This window comes from Variovorax sp. WDL1, assembly GCF_001541225.1.
Classification (GTDB): domain Bacteria; phylum Pseudomonadota; class Gammaproteobacteria; order Burkholderiales; family Burkholderiaceae_C; genus Variovorax.
Map to the genome: position 1 here is coordinate 1 of NZ_LMTS01000327.1, position 19,772 is coordinate 19,772.

The window sequence follows — 19,772 nt, forward strand, 5'->3', positions numbered from 1 at the left end:
GGTGGGCGGCTACACGAAGTGAGCCAACCTGGGGGCGAGCGTCATTTCGTGCCGAAGATCCGGTCGCCGGCGTCGCCCAGCCCGGGCAGGATGTAGCCGTGGCTGTTGAGCTCGCGGTCGATGGCCGCGGTGTAGATGGGCACGTCGGGGTGCGCGGTCTGGAAGGTCTTGATGCCTTCCGGGCAGGTCAGCAGGCACACGAACTTGATCGACTTCGGGTTCAGCTCCTTGAGCCGCTCCACCGCCGCGACCGCCGAGTTGCCGGTGGCGAGCATCGGATCGACCACGATGCAGTCCCGCTCGCCCATCTCGCCCGGCATCTTGAAGTAGTACTCCACAGCGGTCAGCGTCTTGGGGTCGCGGTACAGGCCGATGTGGCCCACGCGCGCGCCCGGCACCACGCTCAGCATGCCGTCGAGGATGCCGGTGCCGGCGCGCAGGATGGAGACCAGCACCACCTTCTTGCCGTCGATCACCTTGGCGTTCATGGTCTCGAGCGGGGTCTCGATCTCGATGTCCTGCATCGGCATGTCGCGCGTGACCTCGTAGGCCATCAGCATGCTGATCTCGTTGAGGAGGCGCCGGAAGCTGTTGGTGCTGGCCTCCTTGCGGCGCATCAGCGTGAGCTTGTGCTGGACGAGGGGATGATCGACGAGGTGGACGTTGCTCATGGGTGGGCTTGAATGCGTTTTCGAAAGTGGGGAGTCTAGAAGACCGTGCCGTCGCTCTCGATGCGCAGGGGTGGCGTTCCTCCACGCAAGCGCTGTGCCAGTACGCGGCCCGCGGCCCATGTGCCGCCTTCCAGCACGCGGACGAGCGGCAGCTCTTCCTCGCTGCGGTCCAGCACCTTGCGCACCCGCGCCGCCAGCTCGTCGAGCAGCGCGATGGTCAGCGCGCGCCATTCGACGACGAACTCGTCGCCCGCCTTCCAGGTGCGCTCCAGCAGGGCCTTGTCCCGGGGCACGATGACGCCGCTGTCGATCAGCAGGCCGCCGTTGCGGTACTCGGGCAGGGCGGTCAGCGCCTCGAGGTGGCGCACCTTGACGCCGGCCCATTCGAAGGGTTCGATGAGCGAGTAGGTGAGCCACTGTGAGAGCTTGTGGAACGGCATCCAGCCGTTGGTGAGCCCAGGCCCGCGTACGGCGCGATGGCGCCAGCAGTCGCCCAGGGCCAGTGCGGGATCGCCCGAAGGGATGCCGCCTGCTGCATCGCTGCCGTCCGCAGTGAGGCTTTCGATGTGATTGGCGGAGGGCCAGATGCACGACAGCGATTCGAGCAGCAGCGAGAGGATCTGGTGCGCCGTGACCTCCGCTGTCGGCGGCGCGCTGGGGCCGAGGGGGCTCACCAGCGCATTGAAGATGCCGCCCGGGCGGCCGTCGTCGCCGAAGGTCTCGGGCTGCTCGCTCATCGCCTCGCCCAGGCGACGCAGCAGCGTGGCGCGGCCGGCAAGACCCACGAGCGGATTCGTGTCGCTGACCTGGAAGGCATCGCCCAGCCGGTCGGTCACCAGGCCGCGCAGCCCTGCGGCGTCTGCCTGCAGGGGGCGATCGGGGTTGGAGGAGAACAGCCCGCTGGTGAAGGCATGGAAGCTCGCAATGCCCAGCCCTTCGGACCGCCCGAAGCGCTTGCCGGTAGCAGGCTCGGTGTAGTGCCAATAGGGTCCGGCGCCGGCATCGAGCAGCACGCTCACCAGCACCAGGTCGACATGGGCGCGGGCGCGCTCCGTCGGGTCGAGCTTGCCCAGCAGCCGGTCGAGCTCCTCGAGGCGGTTCACATCGCCGGCCTCGAAATGGCGCCAGCGGCTGTGGAAAGGGATCGGGCCGGACGCATAGCGCTCATTTGTCACCGCCGCGACGGTGCGCGCGGTCTCGTCGAGCGCCGCCTCGTCGCCGATGGTGAACCACTCCGATTCGCCACGCCGCGCGCGCGCCAGCAGCGCCTCGGCGCGAATGCGGATCGCGCGCGTGGTGCGCAGGAAGGCCACGGCACCGGCCGGATGGCCGGTGTCTTCCACGAACTCGAGCGCCGGATCGACATGGCCGTCGGCATCGGCGTGCCGGACGGCGGCGTTGGACGTGGGCCGGTCGGGATCGAGCCCGTAGATGTTCTTGCTCATATGTCGAGGGTCCTTCCCTTGGCCTTCTTGAGTTCATCGGCGTCCGGCACGACGCCGGGCGTGAAATAGCCGGCCGCCATCTTGGCGTCCATCTCGACCCGCGCATCGGCGGGGATCAGTTCGTCGGGGATGTTCACCCGCTCGCCGATCTCGATTCCCGAGCCGGCGATGGCGTCGAACTTCATGTTGCTCATCGACACCAGCCGGTGGATCTTGCGAATGCCCAGCCAGTGGAAGACATCGGGCATCAGCTCCTGGAAGCGCATGTCCTGCACGCCGGCCACGCACTCGGTGCGGGCGAAGTACTGGTCGGCCGTGTCGCCGCCCACCTGGCGCTTGCGCGCGTTGTAGACCAGGAACTTGGTCACTTCGCCGAGCGCCCGGCCTTCCTTGCGCGAATAGGCGATGAGGCCGACGCCGCCGCGCTGCGCGCCGCGGATGCACTCCTCGATGGCGTGAGTGAGGTACGGCCGGCAGGTGCAGATGTCGGAGCCGAAGACGTCGGAGCCGTTGCACTCGTCGTGGATGCGTGCGGTGAGCTCGACCTCGGGGTTGGCCAGGTCGCGCGGGTTGCCGAAGATGTAAAGGGTCTGGCCGCCGATGGGCGGCAGGAAGACCTCGAGGTCGGAGCGGGTCACGAGCTCTGGGTACATGCCGCCGGTTTCCTCGAAGAGCACGCGGCGCAGGTCGGTCTCGGAGCAGCCGAAGCGGCGGGCCACCTCGGGCAGGTACCAGACCGGTTCGATCGCGGCCTTCGTCACGATGGCCGCGCCGCCGGGCGTGAGGAACTTGCCGTCGGCCACGAGCCGCCCCTTCTGCAGCCCCTCGATCACCTCGGGGAGGATCACGTGCGCCTTGGTGATCGCGATGGTCGGGCGGATGTCGTAGCCCGCCGCCAGTTCGGCTGCGAAGACGTCGGCGACCACCGCGCCCCAGGGGTCGAGCGAGACGATGCGCCCCGGTTCGCTCCATTGCGGGTAGGGCCCGATCACGTCGGTCGGTGCGGTGTTGGTCAGGTCGGCCTTGTGCTCGCGCTTGAGTGCGCCGGCCGCGACGGCCAGCGCGCGGTAGACGCTGTAGGAGCCGCTGTGCGTGCCGATCACGTTGCGGTGCGCGCGCTTGGTGGTGGTGCCCACCACCGGCCCGCGCTCGGCAGGCGTGGCAGCCCCCCACTGGATGGGCAGCGCGCCCATGCCGCCGGCATGCGAGGTCAATCGGATGTGCGGCCGCTGCGGGGAGGAAGCGCTCGGCGAAACAGATGCAGGCGCGGGGGAGGAGGGCTCGGAGGGATTCGGGGAAAGCGTCGGCGAGGAAGGAGTCGGAATGGCGTCAACGGACATTGGAGGCCCTCAAAAAACACAATGTAGCGAGGGCTTCCGCGGCTGGCAAGCCGCCGGCTGCGGGGCTCAGGCGATGCGCAACACCCGGTCGAGGGCCAGTGCACCGCCGCCGCGCCCGACGAGGTAGAGCAGCAGCGCCGCCCACGAGAGATGCGTCGGCCACGCATCGGGGTACACGAAGACCTGGATCACCAGCGTCATGCCCAGCAGCGCGAGTGCCGAGACGCGGGTGAACAGGCCCAGCACCAGCAGCACCGGGAACAGGTGCTCGGCGTAGGCCGCGAGATGGGCTGCGAGCTCGGGCGGCAGCAGCGGCAGCTTGTACTCGGTGCGGAACAGTTCGTACGCGCCTGGCGTCAGCGTGAGGAAGCCATCGACCTTCGTGCGGCCCGAGAGAAAGAAGATGGCGGCGATGCCCGTGCGCGTGGCCAGCGCCAGCAGGTCGTGCGGGACGAGGCGCGTGAGCAGCTCGGCGAGCCGGTTCCAGCGTGCGCGAAGGCCGTGCGCGCCGTCAGTTGCGTAGGAGACAGATCCGGCGGTGTTGGAACTCATGGCGTGCTTTCGGTAGAGGGGTCAGGAGTGAAGGCGCCGACGCGCAGCAGCACTTCGAGCAGCGCCGCGATGTCGCAGTTGGCATCGAGGACCAGGGCCTGCTCGGCGGCCTCGCCCAAGGGCAGGCCGGCGGCGCAGGCATCGAGGAACGCGCAGCCGGCCTCACTGATAGGACGCCAAGTCACTGCGTCGGCGGGTCGCGTGAGGAGTGCGCCTTCCCCACGCCACACGAGTTCTTCGTCTCCATCGCGGCCGTCGCCGCGGTTGCGCGCCCAGATGCTGTAGATCGGCTGTTCGGCGAACCACGCCCACCGCGTCGCCGGGTGGAGGCGCAGCACCAGGGCTGCGAGCCGCTCGGGCGCATGGCGCGCCAGCCATGCCGCATCGAGCAATGGCGCATTCGCGGCTGCGTGGACCTCGCGCCACAGCGCATCGAGGCGTGCAACATCTGACAGGTAGGGCAGTTCGGCGGCCGGCTCGAAGTGCTGGAGGAAGTCGGCGAAGCCCTCGCCGTAGTGCAGCAGCCGTCCGTCGCGCGGCGGGCTCGCCGCCGCATGCAGCGCGGCCGCGGCCCGGAACCATTCGGTGCCCACCAGCCGCGCGACCGCAGGGAAATTGGCTTCGAGCGCGTCAATGCAACCCTTCATTACCGTGTTGCGGTAGACCGCGAAGGCAGGCTGCTCGGCGAGCCGCCGCACGGCAGGGTCCATCACCGCCTCGGGCGCGAACAGGACCTGGGCGAAGGCGTCGTGGAAGCTCATGGCCGGGCCTCCAGTGCGCACGTGCTTTCGCGCAGCGCGGCTTCGGCGATGTTGCGCTCCGTCATCAGCGTGTCGAAGGCCGGCACGTTGCCGTCGCGCTCGATCAGCGTGGGCCGCGCGCCGACGCGCCCGATGAAGCGGCGATACAGGCGCCAGACCTCGGGCGCGACAGGCGCATCGTGCGAGTCGATCAGCAGGGCCTCGCCGAGCACCGGGTCGCGCGAATGGCCGGCGAGATGGATCTCGCTGACCAGCGCCGCCGGAAAGCGGTCCAGCCAGGTCTCGGCCGAGTAGCCCAGGTTGCGCGCCGACACATGGACGTTGTTGATGTCCAGCAGCAGCGTGCAGCCGGTGCGGCGCGCCAGCTCGGCCAGGAAGTCGATCTCGTCCCAGGCATGGCTGTCGAAGCGCAGGTAGTGGGAGGGGTTCTCGATGGCGATCGGCGTGTCCAGCGCATCCTGCGCCCGGCCGATGTTCGCGGCGATGCGGTGCAGCGCCTCCGTCGTGCGCGCGAAGGGCAGCAGGTCGGGAAAGTAGTGGCCGTTCCAGGCCGACCAGGCCAGGTGCTCGGAGATCAGCGCGGGCCGGATGCGCTCGGCGAGCGTCGCCAGCCGACGCAGGTGCGCTGCATCGGGCTCGTTCTCGCCCGCCAGCGACAGCGCAACGCCGTGCAGCGAGACGGGATGCCGTTCGCGCACCGCCTCGAGCCAGCCGAGCCGCGGCCCGCCCGCCACCATGTAGTTCTCGGGATGCACCTCGAACCACAGGCCCTCGACGCGGGCCGACACGGCGGCGTCGTAGTGTTCGGCCTTGAGGCCGAGGCCGGCCGTGAGCGCGGGGGAAGACATGGGGGCGGGGCCGCGGAATCGATCAGGACTTGATCGGCGTCAGCGAGCCCGTGCCCTTGGGCGTCTTGATCGTGGCGCAGGTACCGGCCGGCACGTTCTTCCAGGCGTTGCCCTGGTAGTCCACCTTCGAGGTGCCCGCGCAGGTGGTGCCTGGGCCGGCGGCGCAGTCGTTCTTGCCGGCCATCGAGACGCCGTAGCATTTCTCCATCGCGGCCATCTTGTCTGCCATCGGCTTGGTGTCCTGGGCCATGGCGGAACCGGCGGCAAGGGCGCCGAGGGCCAGGGCGGTGATGGCGAGGGGACGAGTGATCATGGAATGTGCTCCAGTGGTTGAGTGAAGATTGCAACCGCACCGTCTGGCGCAGTCGGTTTCTACTTCGCGGCCTGAGCGATCCGGGTTACAGCGCGCGGCACAATCCGCCCGATTTTCTTTTTTCGCGCCGGCTGTAACCGGCAGAGCCGAAAGCACGAATGACCAGTGGGAGCCCGATGGCAAAGAGCGATGCGGAGACGGTGCTGCACGAGCTGTTCGTGCGCGGCCTGGGCGGCGACGCCCAGGCCTATCAGGCCTTCCTGCAGAAACTCAGCGCACACCTGCGCGCCTTTCTGGCCAGGCGCCTGTTCGGCTGGCCCGATGAAGTCGAGGACCTTGTCCAGGAATGCCTGCTCGCGATGCACAACCAGCGCCACACCTACCAGAGCGATCAGCCGCTGACGGCGTGGGTGCACGCGATTGCGCGCTACAAGATGATCGACCTGCTGCGCGCGAAATCAAGTCGAGAGGCGCTGAACGACCCCCTGGATGACGAGCTCGCAGTGTTCGCCGATTCGGCCACCGAGGCCAGCGACGCGCGCCGGGACCTGGCCGGACTGCTCGAGACCTTGCCGGACCGGCACCGGTTGCCGATCGTGCACGTCAAGCTCGATGGGCTCTCGGTAGCCGAGACCGCGCGCCTGACCGGCATGTCGGAATCGGCGGTCAAGGTGGGCATCCATCGCGGGTTGAAGGCGTTGGCATTGAAGATCGGAAAGTCCTCATCATGAAAACAGACGAGCTTGTGGCTTTGCTGGCGGCGCGCGCGGAGCCGGTGCCCCGGCACGCCGCGGCGCGGCGCATTGGGCTGGCGCTTGCGGCCGGCCTGCCGATCTCGATCGCCGTCATGATCATCGAGTACGGCGTGCGGCGCGATCTTGTGCAAACCATGTTCTGGCCGATGTTTTGGGTCAAGCTTTTGTTCCCGGCCTGCATTGCCGTGGCCGGCTTCGTGGTCGTGCAGCGGCTGGCCCGGCCCGGCGTGCGCGTGCACGCCGCGTGGCTGGGCCTTGCGGTCCCGGTGCTCCTGGTGTGGGCGCTGGGAATGGTGACCTGGCTGATGGCGCCGGTCGACGAGCGCGCTGCGATGGTGTGGGGGCAGAGCTGGCAAAGCTGTGCCTTCAGCATTGCGTTGATCTCGGTGCCGGTGTTCGTGGCTTCGCTCGCAGCACTGAAGGGCCTCGCGCCGACGCAGCCTGCGCTGGCCGGCGCCGCGGCCGGGGCGATGTCGGCGGGAGCGGGGGCTGCGGTCTATGCCTTGCACTGCCAGGAACTGGCGGCGCCATTCCTGGCGATCTGGTATGTGATCGGGATGGCGCTGCCGGTGGGGGCGGGGGCGCTGATCGGGCGCCGGTTGCTCCGCTGGTGAAGAGCGACCAGGCAGCCTCAATGGCATGCCCGATTTGGGTATGGTCATGCCCAATATGGGTACAACGCATCTCGCTACCCCTCAGTCCAGCAGTCTCGCCGACGCGCTCTTCCCCGGTACGAAGCAACGGGTGCTCGGGCTGCTCTTCGGCCAACCTTCGCGCAGCTTCTATGCCAACGAGCTGATCGGGTTGGCCGGAAGCGGATCGGGCGCGGCGCAACGTGAACTCGCCAATCTGGCGCAGAGTGGCTTGGTCAACGTGACAGCGGTCGGCAATCAGAAGCACTACCAAGCCAACGCCGATTCGCCTCTCTTCGAGGAACTGTGCGGCATCGTGCAGAAGACCGTCGGTTTGCGATCGGCTGCAGCCAGCATGACCTTGTTGTTGAGTCCGTCCAGTCCTGAGGCCAGTCCGCCTTTGCCCCGGTAAACAGGTAGGCCCACGGGTTTGGCGGGTGCGTTCAAGTCGAGGGTGGTCTTCATGATTGCAGCGCTCCTACGAGCCTACTCATCTGCGCGTCTTGGCCCCGAAGATCCCCCCCAGCACCCCCCGCAGGATCTCCTTGCCCACCTGCGTCCCCATCGTCCGCATCGCCGACTTGGCCATGGTCTGCGCCAGCCCATCGCGCTTGCCGCCGCGCGGACCGGTCGAGCCGAACAGGATCTCGTTCAGGCTGCCCATGACGCCGCCCGATTCGGCCGACGCCGCGGCGCCGGGCTTGCCGGCAGACCCAGGCGGCGCATCGGGCGCCGTCTCGGCCCTTTCCTTGAGCTTCTCGTAGGCCGATTCGCGGTCCACCGCCTTCTCGTAGACACCCGCCACCAGCGAATTGGCGATCAACGCCTGCCGTTGCGCCGGGGTGATCGGCCCGATCTGGCTGCCCGGCGGCAGCACGTAGACGCGCTCGGTGATGCTGGGCCGCCCCTTGGCATCGAGGAAGCTCACCAGCGCCTCGCCCACCGCCAGCTCGGTGATCGCCGTCTCGATGTCCAGGCCCGGCTTCTGCCGCATCGTCGTGGCCGTGGCCTTCACCGCCTTCTGGTCGCGCGGCGTGAAGGCGCGCAGCGCGTGCTGCACGCGGTTGCCCAGCTGCGCCAGCACGGAGTCGGGGATGTCCAGCGGGTTCTGCGTCACGAAGAACACACCGACGCCCTTGGAGCGCACCAGCCGCACCACCAGCTCGATACGCTCGACCAGGGCCTTGGGCGCTTCGTTGAAGAGCAGGTGCGCCTCGTCGAAGAAGAAGACCAGCTTGGGCTGCTCCGGGTCGCCGATCTCGGGCAACTGCTCGAACAGCTCCGACAGCAGCCACAGCAGGAAGGTGGCATAGAGCCGCGGCGAGTTCATCAGCTTGTCGGCCGCCAGGATGTTCACCACGCCCTTGCCGCCCTCGGTCTGCATGAAGTCCGCGATGTCGAGCATCGGCTCGCCGAAGAACTTGTCGCCACCCTGGCTCTCGATCTGCAGCAGCCCGCGCTGGATCGCGCCGACACTGGCGGCGCTGATGTTGCCGTACTCGGTGGTGAACTGGCTCGCGTTCTCGCCCACGTGCTGCAGCATGGCGCGCAGGTCCTTCAGGTCCAGCAGCAGCAGGCCGTTGTCGTCGGCGATCTTGAACACCAGGTTCAGCACGCCGGCCTGGGTCTCGTTGAGGTTGAGCATGCGGCCCAGCAGCAGGGGCCCCATGTCGGACACCGTGGCACGCACCGGGTGGCCCTGCTCGCCGAACACGTCCCACAGGGTGACAGGGCAGGCCAGCGGCTGGGGCAGCTCGATGCCGCGCTCCTTCAGGGTGGCCGCCATCTTCTCGCCGATGCTGCCCGCCTGGCTGGCGCCGGTCAGGTCGCCCTTGACGTCGGCCATGAACACCGGCACGCCGATGGCCGAGAGCTTTTCGGCGATGGTCTGCAGGGTGACGGTCTTGCCCGTGCCGGTAGCGCCGGTAATCAGGCCGTGGCGGTTGGCGAGCCCCGGCAGAAGGGTGCATTCGATGGTGTCGTGGCGGGCGATCAGGAGGGGTTCGGCCATGGGGGTGCTCCGGGGTTGGGGACTGGCCGCAGTCTATCCAAGGCGCCCGGGGCCGCCTCCTATAATTCCGACCCCGTGCGATAGTTCGTTCAAAAGTTCTCGGAGTCCCTCTTGTCATCGACCCAGCCACCCATTACCGCCCTTGGCGATGCACCCGAACAGTCCGCTCTGGAGAACGAGCTGGCCGTGCTTCTGGTGGAGTCCCTGAATCTCGAGATCGCACCTTCCGAGATCGCGCCGACGGCGCCGCTGTACGGCGAAGGGCTGGGGCTCGACTCGATCGACATCCTCGAGGTCGCACTCGAGGTCTCGCGCAAGTACGGCTTCCAGCTGCGCTCGGACGACGAGCGCAACCAGCAGATCTTCCAGTCGCTGCGCAGCCTCGCAGCCCACGTCGCCCAGAATCGCGGCGATTCCTGACCCATGTCTCGATGGCGCATGGCGCTCCTGCTGCTCGCGGGGGTGGCCTATGCCGGCGTTTCCCATTGGATGATGCTCTTCCATGCCGCCGAGCCCTGGGCGGTGGGGGTGCTGCTCGGTCCGCTGTGGCTCACGGCGCTGGGGCTGGCGGGTAGCCGTTTCGGTGGCTGGGGCCTGGCGATCGCGGCGGCGCTGGGCGTGCTCGGGTTCGCGCTGGTGCTGCGCGGCGAGGCGGGCGACCCCAATCGGCTCTACATGCTGCAGCACGTGGGCATCAATGCGCTGCTGTGCGGCTGGTTCGGCGGCACGCTGCGGCGCGACCGGCTGTCGCTGATCGGCCAGTTCGCCGCGCGCATCCACCCGCTGTCGCCCGGGATGCGCGAGTACACCTGGCGCGTGACCCGGGTCTGGACCGTGTACTTCGCGTTGATGGTCCTGGCCTCGGTGGTGGTGTATGCCACGATGCCCTTCGCCGCATGGTCGGTGCTGGCCAACCTGCTGACCCCCCTGATGGTTGGAATCCTCTTCGTCGGCGAGTATCTGCTGCGCTACCGGCTGCATCCCGAATTCGAGCGCACCCGCCTGATCGACACGGTGCGCGCCTTCTACAGCGCGCCGGTCGACCCGGCGGCACGGCAATGAATGTGACCAGCCTTGATCTTCTTCCTCTCCTGAGCGAGCGTGATCCGGACGCGCCCCTCGCCTGGCGCGCCGGCGTGCCGGTCAGCGCACGCGAGTTCCTGGCCGACGTGGCGCGCCTGGCGCCGCAACTGCCGGAGGGTGGCCCGGTGGTCAACCTCTGCGGCGATCGCTATGCCTTCGCACTGGGGCTGGCAGCGGCGCTGGTGCGTGGCCAGGCCAGCCTGCTGCCTCCCGATGCGCGGCCCGACACGCTGGCTCGGCTGGTCGAGCCGGGTGGCCGCACCTATGCGCTGCTGGACGACCCGGAGCTCGCCACGCCCGGCATGCAGCGCATCCTGGTCGAGCACCGGCCGCCGCCCGGCGGCGCGGGTGCGCAGCCGGTTCTGGCGATCGATGCCGGCCTGCATGCCGTCAGCCTGCTGACTTCCGGCTCCACCGGCGCGCCGCAGCCGCATGCCAAGTCCTGGAAGACGCTGGTGGGTGACGTGGCCGCCGCGGTGGCCCGGCTGGCCGAACTGCTCGGGCGGCCCTCGCTGGCCGGCCTGACGCTGGTGGCAACCGTGCCGGTGCAGCACAGCTACGGCCTCGAATCCTCGGCGTTGCTCGCGATGCTGGGCGGTGCTGCCTTCGACAGCGGCCGGCCCTTCTTCCCGGCGGACGTCGCCCAGGCGCTGGCTTCGGTGCCGCAGCCGCGTGCGCTGGTCACCACGCCCTTCCACCTCAAGACGCTGCTGCTCTCCGGCATCGCCTTGCCGCCGGTGGACCTGATCCTCTCGGCCACCGCGCCGCTCTCGCCTCAGCTCGCTGCCCAGGCCGAGCAGGCCATGGGCGGCCAGCTGATCGAGATCTACGGCAGCACCGAGTCTGGCCAGGTCGCGACGCGGCGGCCGACCCGCAGTGAGGTCTGGGAGACCTTCGGCGAGATCCGCGTGCATGCCGAGCGTGACGCCACGGGCGCGGAGCGCTTCGTCTTCGCGGGCGACTTCGTGCCCGAGCCGACGCCGATGGCGGACGTGCTGGAGCTGCTCGACGACCGCCGTTTCCGCCTGCTCGGGCGCGCCAACGATTTGATCCACGTCGCCGGCCGGCGCAGCTCGCTGGGCTATCTCAACCACCACCTCAACAGCATTCCGGGCGTGGAGGACGGGGTCTTCTGGCTGCCCGACGACGTGACCGACGGCGTGGTGCGCCCGGTCGCCTTCGTGGTCGCGCCCACGCTCGATGCCCATGCCATCGTCGCGGCGCTGCGCGAGCGCCTCGAAGCGGTCTTCGTGCCGCGCCGCGTGGTGCATGTGAGCGCCTTCCCGCGCGAGGGCACCGGCAAGCTGACGGCGCGCGCCCTGCGCGAGTTCGCCCTGTCGCAGCTCGCCCCGGACGGCACGCCGGTGCAGCTCACGCACGAGGTGCCGGCGGACCATCCGGTTTTCGCGGGCCACTTCCCGGGCCAGCCGCTGCTGCCCGGCGCCTTGCTGCTGTCGGAAGTGCTGGAGGCTGCCCAGCGCGTGCCCGCCCTCGCGGCCCGCCTGGGCCCGCGGCCGACGCTCGCCGCAGCCAAGTTCCTGGCGCCGGTGCGCCCGGGCAGCACGCTGCGCATCGACCTCAGCCCCGAGACCGGTGCCTCGCGCGGGCTGCGATTCGAGGTGCGGGTGGGGAAGGTGGTCGCCGCGAGCGGCCGCTGGACCCCCGGCGCTGAGTCATGAGCCGCACCGCCGCTCCGAAGGCCACCAGCACCGAAGCCGAAGGCGAGGGCATTCCGGTGAGCGTGGCACAGCCATCCGGGGCCGGCGACGCGAAGTCGCGCCGAGCCGATTGGTCGCGCACGCCGGAGCGCAGCAACATGCTTGCGCTGCGCGTGATCTGCTGGATCGCGATCCGCTGCGGCCGCCCGCTGGCGCGCCTGGTGCTGCATCCGATCTGCCTGTACTTCCTGCTGTTCTCGCCCGCCCCGCGCCGGCACATCAAGCGCTACCTGTTCCGCGCCATCGGTCCGCGCGCCGGCTGGTCAGATGGGTACCGGCTGCTGCACGCCTTTGCGTCGACCGTGCTCGACCGCATCTATTTCCTGCGCGGGCGCTTGGACCTGTTCGACGTGCGCGTGCATGGCAACGTGCCGGTCGAAGCCGAGGTGATCGCGGGGCGCGGCGCCCTCATGCTCGGCGCGCACATCGGCAGCTTCGAGGCCCTTGGGGCTTGCAAGCACCAGAGCGGCCGCCCGGAGGACCTGCGGCTTGCGATGCTGATGTACCAGGACAACGCACAGCAGATCAGCGCCGTGCTCGATGCCATTGCCCAGCCCGGCCTGCGGCCGCACATCATCGCCCTGGGCCGGCCGCATTCGATGCTGGACCTGCGCGACTGGCTGGATGGCGTCGGGCTCGCGGGCCTCCTGGCCGACCGCACGCTGCCGGGCCCGGAGGAAGCGGGCCAGCAACGCGGCAACAGCATCACGCTGCCGTTTCTCGGGCATCCGGCCTTGATCAACGACGGCCCGTTCCGGCTGGCCGCGCTGCTTCGACGCAAGGTGTTCTTCATGGCGGGCCTCTACGTGGGGGGCGCGCGCTACGATGTTCATTTCGAGCCGCTGGCCGACTTCAGCGAACGCGTGTCGGACCCGGCCGAGCGCGAACGCCGCATCCGCGCCGCGCTCGAAAGCTATGTGGCGCGGCTCGAAGCCCTGTGCCGCGCCTACCCGTACAACTGGTTCAATTTTCATGACTTCTGGCTCGAAGATTCGGATTGAGCGCTGGTGCCGCTGGCTGCTGGCCGCGCTGGCTTTCACTGCATCCTCCGCCTGGGCCTTCGACCTGCCCGAGCTGATGGGCCTGCTCGCCCGGCAGAAGAACGGCGAGGCGCGCTTCACCGAGCAGCGCTTCGTGCGCGGCATCGAAGGGCCGCTGGACGCGAGCGGCACGCTGAGCTTCCAGGCGCCCGACCGGCTGACGCGGCGCACGCTCACGCCCCGACCCGAGACCATGTCGGTCGACGGCAACACCCTGACCCTGTCGCGCAGCGGCCGCACCCGCACGATGACGCTGGACAGCATGCCCGAGCTGCTCGGCATGGTCGAAGCCATGCGCAGCACCCTGAACGGCAACGCGCAGACCCTTCGGCGCTACTTCCGCAGCACGCTCACGGGCACGGCCGACAAGTGGGCGCTGGATCTGGTGCCCATCGACGAGAGGCTGGCGGCCCAGGTGCGCTCGCTCCGGCTGACAGGCAGGGCGGGCGAGGTGCTCGGCGTCGAGATGGAGTTCATCGGCGGCGACCGCTCGGTCATGGCCATCACGCCGGTGCGCGGCGCATCGTGAGCAGCCGGCCCGAGGCAGCAGCGTCCGGCCGGGGGCGCCAGGCGCTGGCCATCGTCGTCTGGCTGCTGGCACTGGCGGCGGGCATCGCGCTCATCGCGCGCACGCATTTCAGCGCCGACCTCTCGGCCTTCCTGCCCGCGAGCCCGGACGAGCGGCAGCGCGTGCTGATCGAGCAGCTGCAAAGCGGCATCGCCTCGCGCACCGTCTTCATCGGCATCGAAGGCGGCAAGGATGCCGCGCAGCGCGGGGCGGTGTCGCGCGCCGTGGCAGCATCGATGCGCGAGAGCAAGCTCTTCGACCAGGTGCAGAACGGTGAAACCGGCGACTGGAAGGAGGCGGGCACCTGGCTCTTCGAACACCGCTACCAGCTCGCGCCCGACATCGCGCCCGAGCGGTTCACGGCCGCGGGCCTGCGCGATGCCATCGGCGACACGCTGTCGCTGCTGGGAACGCCGGCCGGCAACCTGGTCAAGCCCCTGCTGGAGCGCGATCCCACCGGCGAGACCCAGCGCATCGCCGAGGGCCTGATCCCCGCGAGCTCGCCGCGCAGCGAGGAGGGCGTGTGGGTCTCGCGCAATGCGCCGCGGGCGCTGATCCTGGCCACCACGCACGCAGCGGGCAGCGACCTGGACGCGCAGGCGCAAGCCATCGCGCGCATCCAGCAGGCCTTCGACGCCGCCACGCGCGAGATGAAGGGCGCCGGCCCGCGCTTGCAGCTGACCGGCGCGCCCGTGTTCTCGGTGCAGAGCCGCGATCAGATCAAGCACGAGGCCATCCAGCTCGCCACCGTCGGCGGCATCGTGATGGGCGCCTTGCTGCTGCTGGCCTTCGCCTCGCCGCGCGCGCTGGTGGTGGCGCTGCTGCCGGTGGCCACCGGCGTGGTCGGCGGCACGGCGGCGGTGAGCCTGGTGTTCGGCGAGGTGCACGGCCTCACCATGGGCTTCGGCAGCACGCTGATCGGCGAGACCGTGGACTACGCGATCTACTACCTGATCCAGGCGCGCGGCGCCGCCGTGCCAGGCACCGGGTGGATGCGCTGGCGCGAAATCCACTGGCCGACGGTGAGGCTGGGCCTGCTGACCTCGGTCTGCGGCTTCGCGGCGCTGGTGTTCTCGGGCTTCCCGGGCCTGGCGCAGCTGGGCGTGTTCTCGCTGGCCGGACTGGTCGCCGCGGCGCTGGTCGCTCGCTTCGTGCTGCCGGTGCTGGCGCCCGACGGCGCGGCGGGCATGGGGATGCGGCGGCAGATGGCGCGCATCGCGGGGCTGATCGTGCGGGCGCTGCCACGGCTGCGCCTGGTCTTCGCCGGCCTCGGCATTGCAGCGCTGGGCCTGGTGCTCTGGCAGGGCGGCCACCTGTGGCGCGCCGACCTGAGCGCGATGAGCCCGGTGCCCAAGGCGGCGCAGCAGCTCGACGAGGAGCTGCGCGCCGACATCGGCGCCAGCGACGGCGGCACGCTGGTGGTGGTGCGCGGCGCGGACGAACAGGCCGCCCTGCGCAACACCGAAGCCGCCTCCGCGAAGCTGGAGGCACTGGTGGGGCAGGGCGAGCTCGTCGGCTTCGAAAGCGTGACCCGCGTGCTGCCCAGCGAGACCGCGCAGGCAGCGCGCATCGCCAGCCTGCCCGATGCCGCGACCTTGAAGGCGCGGCTGGCCGAGGCCACCCAGGGCCTGCCCCTGCCGGCCAGCCGGCTCGAGCCCTTCCTGGTCGATGTGGAGAAGGCGCGCGGCCAGGCCATGATTCGCCGCGCCGATCTGGCCGGCGGGCCGCTGGACGCGGTGGTCGGCGCGCTCATGTTCGAGCGCCCCGGCGGCGGTTGGTCGACGCTGATCGCGCTGCATCCTGGCGAGCGCTTCGACGCGAAGCGGCTCGAAGCCGCGCTCGCCGAGGTGCCCGAGGTGCAGGTGGTGAATGTGGGCGACGAGCTGCGCAGCCTCTATAGGCGCTATCTGCATGAGGCGTTCGTGCAGGTCCTGCTGGGCGCGCTCGCTGTCGTCTTGCTGCTGGGCGCCTGGCTGCGCTCGGGGCGCCGGCTGCTGGCGGTATGCGAGCCGCTGCTGGTCGCGGTTCTGCTCACGCTGGGCGGGCTGGCCCTGCTGCAGGTGCCGCTCGGCATCCTGCACCTGGTGGGCCTGCTGCTGGTGGTGGCGGTGGGCTCCAACTATGCGCTCTTCTTCGACCAGCTGCGCGAGACCGGCCGCGCCGACGAGGACACGCTGGCCTCGCTGCTCCTGGCCAACCTGACGACGGTGGTGTCCTTCACGCTGATCGCGGTCTCCGACATCCCGGCGCTGTCGGCCATCGGCCGCGTGGTTGCGCCTGGTGCGCTGCTGGCGCTGCTGCTGTCGGCCGCCTTCGCGCGTGGCCCGGCGGGTGCTCCGGCGCAACACCGCTGATGGGAGAATCGGCGCCGATGTCCCAAGCCCTCCCAGCCTCCGGATCGTGGCCCTGGCCGCCCGTCGTGCGCGCCAGTGTCGGCTGGCACCTGCTGGCCCTGGCTGCGGCGCTTTTCGTGCCGGGGGCGGTGCCCTGGGCCATCGGTGCGGTGGTGCTGAACCATGTGCTGATCACCGCCGCGGGCCTGACGCCGCGCAGCAGCCTGCTGGGGCCGAACATCACGCGGCTGCCCGCGGCCTCGGCGGCGCGCGGCGAGGTCGCGATCACCATCGACGACGGGCCCGATCCCGAGGTCACGCCGCAGGTGCTGGACCTGCTCGACGCCCATGGCCAGCGCGCCACCTTCTTCTGCATCGCCGAGCGCGTGCGAGAACACCCGGCCCTGGCACGCGAGATCGTCGCGCGCGGCCACAGCATCCAGAACCACACGGCGCGGCATCGCCACAACTTCTCCTTGCTCGGCCCGCGCGGCTTTCATGCCGAGATCGAGCGTGCGCAGCGGCTGCTGGAGGAAGTAACGGGCCAGCGCCCGATCTGCTTCCGCGCACCGGCCGGGCTGCGCAACCCTTTTCTCGCACCGGTGCTGCATCGCCTGGGCCTGGTGCTGGTGAGCTGGACGCGCCGCGGCTTCGACACGCGCGAGCGCGATGCGGCCACCGTGCTCGCACGTCTCACCAAGGACCTGCGGGCGGGGGACATCCTGCTGCTGCACGACGGCCATGCCGCGCGCACGGCTGGCGGACGCCCGGTGGTGCTCGAGGTCCTGCCTCTTCTGCTCGAGCGCCTTCGTACCGATGGCTTGCGCGCAGTGACGCTGCCGCAAGCCCTCACCCCCTGACCCCTGCATGAACGACACCGTCTCGACCGACGCCGCCTGGCGTCAACTGCATGAAGCGGCCACCGCGCCGTACAAGAAGGCCGGCAACTTCGCCTGGCACTTCGCCCGTGGCAAGTTGGGCCGCGACCCCGTGTTCCGCGGGTTGATCGAGCGCGGCCTGATCGGCGAGCGCCGCCGCGTGGTGGACATCGGCTGCGGCCAGGGGCTATTTGCCAGCCTGCTCTCGGCCATGGCCGGCATGCAGGCGCAGCCTGGCCGCTGGCCCGCTGCCTGGGCTGCCACGCCGGCCGCGGCCGAGTACACGGGCATCGAGCTGATGCCCAAGGACGTGGCGCGTGCGAAGGCCTCCATCGGCCACCTGGAGCCGGCGCCGCGCTTCGTCTGCGAGGACATGTGCAAGGCTGCGATGCCCGCCTGCGACCTGGTCGTGATCCTGGACGTGCTGCACTACGTGGACCACGCCGCGCAGGAAGGCGTGCTGCGCCGCGTGCACGGCGCGCTGCAACCGGGTGGCCGGCTGCTGCTGCGCGTGGGCGATGCGGCGAGCCGGCGCGGCTTCGCGATCAGCCAATGGGTGGATCGCACCGTCACACGCATCCGCGGGCACCGCGTCTCCCCAACCTGGGGGCGGTCGCTGTCCGAATGGACGGCGCTGCTGCAAGGCCTGGGCTTCTCGCCGGTGCAGGGCATCCCCATGAGCGCGGGCACGCCGTTCGCCAATGTGTTGCTGGTCGCCGACCGTGCCAAGGAGTCTTCGTCGTCATGAGTGCTCCACAGCAGCTCGATCGCGCCGGCATCGCGCGCCTGATCCCCCACAGCGGCAGCATGTGCCTGCTGGACCGGCTGGAGTCCTGGGATGCCCACAACATCCATTGCACGACAGCCACGCACCGGCACGCCGACAACCCCCTGCGCACGGCCAGCGGACTCCTGTCCCCCAATGCCATCGAGTACGCGGCGCAGGCCATGGCCCTGCACGGCGGCCTCATCGCGCCGGAGGGCAGCGAGCCCTCGGCCGGTTTCCTCGCGAGCGCGCGCAACGTGCGCCTGGCCATCGCGCGGCTCGACGAGGTCGAGGGCGTGCTGCATGTGCATGCGCAGCGCGTCTCGGGCGATGCGAGCCAGATCCTCTACGAATTCGCGGTGAAGGACGAAGCAGGGCGCGCGCTGGCCGAAGGCCGCGCGGTGGTCGTGCTCAACACGCCGCTTGCCATGGAAGCTTGATCCTCATGAGCCTCAACGGAAAACGTGCATTGATCACCGGCGCCAGTGGCGCCCTCGGCGCGGCCGTCGCGCAGCGCCTGGCGCGCGATGGCGCCACGGTGCTGCTGCATGCCAACAGCAGACCCGAGGCGGTCGAGCAGTTGGCCGCCGGTATCACGTCCGCTGGCGGCCAGGCCGAGTGCCATGTGTTCGACCTCACCAGTGACGAAGCCTCGCGCGCCGCCTGCGAGCGCATCCTGGCGAGCGGACCCGTGCAGATCCTCGTCAACAACGCCGGCGTGCACGACGACGCGGTGCTGCCCGGCATGAGCGCGGCTCAGTGGCACAAGGTGATCGACGTCTCGCTCAACGGCTTCTTCCGCGTCACGCAGCCCTTGCTGCTGCCCATGCTGCGCACGCGCTGGGGGCGGATCATCAACATGTCGTCCGTGGCGTCCCTCACCGGCAATCGCGGTCAGGTCAACTACGCGGCGGCGAAGGGCGCGCTCAACAGCGCGACCAAGGCGTTGTCCCTCGAGGTCGCGGCGCGCGGCGTCACGGTCAATGCAATCGCACCCGGCATCATTGCCTCACCGATGGCCGACGGCGCCTTCGACAAGGCGATGATCGACCAGCTGGTGCCGGTGAAGCGGGCGGGCAGGCCGGAGGAAGTGGCGGCGCTGGCGGGCTTCCTGGCGAGCGATGAGGCGGCTTACGTCACGGGGCAGATCATCTCGATCAACGGCGGGATGATTTGAGGGCTGCCTTCTTCAGCGCTGGAACGGCGGCGCGCGCCGCACCCGGCGCCACAGCAGACCCGGCAAGCGCAGTACGAACTCAACCATCAGCCGCGTGTGCATCCATGTCAGCAGCGCGTTGTCGCGCAAATAGCGGAAGTGCGAGACCCCGCCTTCCTCGGCGGTGAGGTACTTGACCGGCGCATCGATATTGACCGGCTTGACGCCCCGCCAGGCCAGGCGCACCACCGCCTCGGTGTCGAAGTCGAAGCGGCGCATCCACGGCTGGCGCTCCATGGTCGCGATCAGCGCCGCCACCGGGTAGACGCGGAAGCCGTAGAGCGAATCCCCGATGCCGGCGAACAGCGTCTCGAGCTGGGTCCAGCCGTTGGAGACCTTGCGCCCGCGCACGCGCAGCAGCGGCGCCGAGGCATCGAAGACCGGGCGCCCCAGCACCATCGTCTCGGGCCGCGCCTGCGAGGCCTGCATGAAGGCAGGGATCAGGTCGGCTGGATGCTGGCCGTCCGAATCCATGGTGAGGGCATGCGTGTAGCCGGCCTCCCGTGCCGCACGCAATCCGTGCAGCACGGCCGCGCCCTTGCCCTTGTTGTGCGGCAGCAGCCAGACGCGCAGGCCGGGGTCGGCCGCGGCCATCTGCTGCAGCCGCTCGCCGGTGCCGTCGGTGCTGCCGTCGACCACCACCCAGACCGGATTCCATTGCGCGCGGGCCGCGCTGACGGTGGAGAACAGGCGCTCGCCGGTGTTGTAGCTGGGGATCAGGACAAGGTGGGTGCGCGAGACTGCTGGCATGCGGGCTGCGCGTCGGTGGCGCGCTGTTCCGTGGGATGTCTGAAATACTGTTCGATCTCGCGCAGCAGACTTTCGCTGTCCTGCTGGGGCGC

General features: G+C 69.8%; 22 protein-coding genes. 13 read left to right on the forward strand and 9 right to left on the reverse strand.

Translation table 11 applies throughout. The annotated features are described in order from the left end of the window. Positions 1 to 41 precede the first annotated feature (41 nt). The 7 genes from upp to APY03_RS37005 all read right to left on the reverse strand — a co-directional run bounded on the left by upp (position 42) and on the right by APY03_RS37005 (position 5,930). Positions 42 to 671: a uracil phosphoribosyltransferase gene (gene upp / locus APY03_RS36975; RefSeq protein WP_068685359.1), complete on the reverse strand. Its 630-nt coding sequence runs from the start codon at positions 669 to 671 to the stop codon at positions 42 to 44. 35 nt (positions 672 to 706) lie between these two features. After that, complete coding sequence (locus tag APY03_RS36980; RefSeq protein ID WP_083944852.1) at positions 707 to 2,116, reverse strand: DUF1688 family protein; 1,410 nt, start codon at positions 2,114 to 2,116, stop codon at positions 707 to 709. Further along, a complete protein-coding gene (locus APY03_RS36985; RefSeq protein WP_068685360.1) occupies positions 2,113 to 3,456 on the reverse strand; it encodes a GTP cyclohydrolase II in 1,344 nt (447 codons plus the stop codon). The genes APY03_RS36980 and APY03_RS36985 overlap by 4 nt, the downstream gene beginning before the upstream one ends. Before the next feature lie 66 nt (positions 3,457 to 3,522). Beyond that, positions 3,523 to 4,008, reverse strand: a complete 486-nt coding sequence (locus APY03_RS36990) for a DoxX family protein (protein WP_068685362.1) — start codon at positions 4,006 to 4,008, stop codon at positions 3,523 to 3,525. Further along, on the reverse strand, positions 4,005 to 4,769 hold the full coding sequence (locus tag APY03_RS36995; protein WP_068685364.1) for an HvfC/BufC N-terminal domain-containing protein: 765 nt from the start codon (positions 4,767 to 4,769) through the stop codon (positions 4,005 to 4,007). The genes APY03_RS36990 and APY03_RS36995 overlap by 4 nt, the downstream gene beginning before the upstream one ends. After that, positions 4,766 to 5,617 carry an MNIO family bufferin maturase gene (gene bufB / locus APY03_RS37000; protein ID WP_068685367.1) on the reverse strand — a complete coding sequence of 284 codons (852 nt, stop codon included), beginning with the start codon at positions 5,615 to 5,617 and terminating at the stop codon, positions 4,766 to 4,768. The genes APY03_RS36995 and bufB overlap by 4 nt, the downstream gene beginning before the upstream one ends. Positions 5,618 to 5,639: 22 nt before the next feature. Further along, positions 5,640 to 5,930: a BufA1 family periplasmic bufferin-type metallophore gene (locus tag APY03_RS37005; protein WP_068685369.1), complete on the reverse strand. Its 291-nt coding sequence runs from the start codon at positions 5,928 to 5,930 to the stop codon at positions 5,640 to 5,642. 176 nt (positions 5,931 to 6,106) lie between these two features. Here APY03_RS37005 and APY03_RS37010 point away from each other — a divergent pair, with 176 nt between their 5' ends. Genes APY03_RS37010 through APY03_RS37020 form a run of 3 tightly spaced genes read left to right on the forward strand, consistent with a single transcriptional unit; the run spans position 6,107 to position 7,729 of the window. Further along, the gene (locus APY03_RS37010) at positions 6,107 to 6,661 is read left to right on the forward strand and encodes a sigma-70 family RNA polymerase sigma factor (RefSeq protein ID WP_068685371.1); all 555 of its coding nucleotides are present in this window, start codon (positions 6,107 to 6,109) and stop codon (positions 6,659 to 6,661) included. Further along, positions 6,658 to 7,299: a DUF1109 domain-containing protein gene (locus tag APY03_RS37015; RefSeq protein WP_068685373.1), complete on the forward strand. Its 642-nt coding sequence runs from the start codon at positions 6,658 to 6,660 to the stop codon at positions 7,297 to 7,299. Before APY03_RS37010 ends, APY03_RS37015 begins: the two co-directional genes overlap by 4 nt. Before the next feature lie 40 nt (positions 7,300 to 7,339). After that, positions 7,340 to 7,729, forward strand: a complete 390-nt coding sequence (locus tag APY03_RS37020) for a hypothetical protein (protein WP_180988644.1) — start codon at positions 7,340 to 7,342, stop codon at positions 7,727 to 7,729. Between the two features lie 78 nt (positions 7,730 to 7,807). On the opposite strand, the gene APY03_RS37025 is transcribed toward APY03_RS37020, so the two are convergent. Then, positions 7,808 to 9,328, reverse strand: a complete 1,521-nt coding sequence (locus APY03_RS37025; RefSeq protein ID WP_068685375.1) for a helicase HerA-like domain-containing protein — start codon at positions 9,326 to 9,328, stop codon at positions 7,808 to 7,810. Positions 9,329 to 9,439: 111 nt separating this feature from the next. Between APY03_RS37025 and APY03_RS37030 the strand changes: the two genes are divergently transcribed. The 10 genes from APY03_RS37030 (at position 9,440) to fabG (ending at position 18,891) form a co-directional block, all read left to right on the forward strand. Then, positions 9,440 to 9,748 (forward strand): phosphopantetheine-binding protein, encoded by a 309-nt coding sequence (locus tag APY03_RS37030; RefSeq protein ID WP_068685377.1) that lies wholly within the window; start codon positions 9,440 to 9,442, stop codon positions 9,746 to 9,748. A 3-nt stretch (positions 9,749 to 9,751) separates the two neighbouring features. After that, on the forward strand, positions 9,752 to 10,390 hold the full coding sequence (locus APY03_RS37035) for a hypothetical protein (RefSeq protein ID WP_068685379.1): 639 nt from the start codon (positions 9,752 to 9,754) through the stop codon (positions 10,388 to 10,390). Further along, positions 10,387 to 12,090: an AMP-binding protein gene (locus APY03_RS37040; RefSeq protein WP_068685381.1), complete on the forward strand. Its 1,704-nt coding sequence runs from the start codon at positions 10,387 to 10,389 to the stop codon at positions 12,088 to 12,090. Before APY03_RS37035 ends, APY03_RS37040 begins: the two co-directional genes overlap by 4 nt. Positions 12,091 to 12,227: 137 nt before the next feature. Continuing rightward, positions 12,228 to 13,130: an acyl-CoA synthetase gene (locus APY03_RS37045; protein ID WP_232081323.1), complete on the forward strand. Its 903-nt coding sequence runs from the start codon at positions 12,228 to 12,230 to the stop codon at positions 13,128 to 13,130. Then, a complete protein-coding gene (locus APY03_RS37050) occupies positions 13,102 to 13,698 on the forward strand; it encodes a LolA-related protein (protein ID WP_068685383.1) in 597 nt (198 codons plus the stop codon). Before APY03_RS37045 ends, APY03_RS37050 begins: the two co-directional genes overlap by 29 nt. After that, complete coding sequence (locus tag APY03_RS37055) at positions 13,695 to 16,091, forward strand: MMPL family transporter (protein ID WP_174262753.1); 2,397 nt, start codon at positions 13,695 to 13,697, stop codon at positions 16,089 to 16,091. Before APY03_RS37050 ends, APY03_RS37055 begins: the two co-directional genes overlap by 4 nt. Next, positions 16,091 to 16,930: a polysaccharide deacetylase family protein gene (locus tag APY03_RS37060; RefSeq protein ID WP_068685385.1), complete on the forward strand. Its 840-nt coding sequence runs from the start codon at positions 16,091 to 16,093 to the stop codon at positions 16,928 to 16,930. The genes APY03_RS37055 and APY03_RS37060 overlap by 1 nt, the downstream gene beginning before the upstream one ends. 7 nt (positions 16,931 to 16,937) lie before the next feature. Then, entirely contained in the window at positions 16,938 to 17,696 is a 759-nt protein-coding gene (locus tag APY03_RS37065) for a class I SAM-dependent methyltransferase (RefSeq protein WP_068685387.1), read from the forward strand. After that, entirely contained in the window at positions 17,693 to 18,154 is a 462-nt protein-coding gene (locus tag APY03_RS37070; RefSeq protein ID WP_068685389.1) for a hydroxymyristoyl-ACP dehydratase, read from the forward strand. The genes APY03_RS37065 and APY03_RS37070 overlap by 4 nt, the downstream gene beginning before the upstream one ends. A 5-nt stretch (positions 18,155 to 18,159) precedes the next feature. Next, positions 18,160 to 18,891 (forward strand): 3-oxoacyl-ACP reductase FabG, encoded by a 732-nt coding sequence (fabG, locus tag APY03_RS37075; RefSeq protein WP_068685390.1) that lies wholly within the window; start codon positions 18,160 to 18,162, stop codon positions 18,889 to 18,891. Positions 18,892 to 18,903: 12 nt separating this feature from the next. Here the strand turns inward: fabG and APY03_RS37080 are convergent, their stop codons facing one another. Continuing rightward, positions 18,904 to 19,680, reverse strand: coding sequence for a glycosyltransferase family 2 protein (locus tag APY03_RS37080; RefSeq protein ID WP_068685392.1), 777 nt, complete (start codon positions 19,678 to 19,680; stop codon positions 18,904 to 18,906). Positions 19,681 to 19,772 lie beyond the last annotated feature (92 nt).

Bases quoted from the DNA above. Each gene is read 5' to 3' on its own strand.
- APY03_RS37060 (WP_068685385.1), top strand. From the start codon at position 16,091: ATGGGAGAATCGGCGCCGATGTCCCAAGCCCTCCCAGCCTCCGGATCG.
- APY03_RS36985 (WP_068685360.1), bottom strand. From the start codon at position 3,456: ATGTCCGTTGACGCCATTCCGACTCCTTCCTCGCCGACGCTTTCCCCG.
- APY03_RS37005 (WP_068685369.1), bottom strand. From the start codon at position 5,930: ATGATCACTCGTCCCCTCGCCATCACCGCCCTGGCCCTCGGCGCCCTT.
- APY03_RS36980 (WP_083944852.1), bottom strand. From the start codon at position 2,116: ATGAGCAAGAACATCTACGGGCTCGATCCCGACCGGCCCACGTCCAAC.
- APY03_RS37035 (WP_068685379.1), top strand. From the start codon at position 9,752: ATGTCTCGATGGCGCATGGCGCTCCTGCTGCTCGCGGGGGTGGCCTAT.
- APY03_RS36990 (WP_068685362.1), bottom strand. From the start codon at position 4,008: ATGAGTTCCAACACCGCCGGATCTGTCTCCTACGCAACTGACGGCGCG.
- APY03_RS37020 (WP_180988644.1), top strand. From the start codon at position 7,340: ATGGTCATGCCCAATATGGGTACAACGCATCTCGCTACCCCTCAGTCC.
- fabG (WP_068685390.1), top strand. From the start codon at position 18,160: ATGAGCCTCAACGGAAAACGTGCATTGATCACCGGCGCCAGTGGCGCC.
- upp (WP_068685359.1), bottom strand. From the start codon at position 671: ATGAGCAACGTCCACCTCGTCGATCATCCCCTCGTCCAGCACAAGCTC.
- APY03_RS36995 (WP_068685364.1), bottom strand. From the start codon at position 4,769: ATGAGCTTCCACGACGCCTTCGCCCAGGTCCTGTTCGCGCCCGAGGCG.
- APY03_RS37070 (WP_068685389.1), top strand. From the start codon at position 17,693: ATGAGTGCTCCACAGCAGCTCGATCGCGCCGGCATCGCGCGCCTGATC.
- APY03_RS37065 (WP_068685387.1), top strand. From the start codon at position 16,938: ATGAACGACACCGTCTCGACCGACGCCGCCTGGCGTCAACTGCATGAA.
- bufB (WP_068685367.1), bottom strand. From the start codon at position 5,617: ATGTCTTCCCCCGCGCTCACGGCCGGCCTCGGCCTCAAGGCCGAACAC.
- APY03_RS37015 (WP_068685373.1), top strand. From the start codon at position 6,658: ATGAAAACAGACGAGCTTGTGGCTTTGCTGGCGGCGCGCGCGGAGCCG.
- APY03_RS37050 (WP_068685383.1), top strand. From the start codon at position 13,102: ATGACTTCTGGCTCGAAGATTCGGATTGAGCGCTGGTGCCGCTGGCTG.
- APY03_RS37040 (WP_068685381.1), top strand. From the start codon at position 10,387: ATGAATGTGACCAGCCTTGATCTTCTTCCTCTCCTGAGCGAGCGTGAT.
- APY03_RS37025 (WP_068685375.1), bottom strand. From the start codon at position 9,328: ATGGCCGAACCCCTCCTGATCGCCCGCCACGACACCATCGAATGCACC.
- APY03_RS37045 (WP_232081323.1), top strand. From the start codon at position 12,228: ATGCTTGCGCTGCGCGTGATCTGCTGGATCGCGATCCGCTGCGGCCGC.
- APY03_RS37080 (WP_068685392.1), bottom strand. From the start codon at position 19,680: ATGCCAGCAGTCTCGCGCACCCACCTTGTCCTGATCCCCAGCTACAAC.
- APY03_RS37010 (WP_068685371.1), top strand. From the start codon at position 6,107: ATGGCAAAGAGCGATGCGGAGACGGTGCTGCACGAGCTGTTCGTGCGC.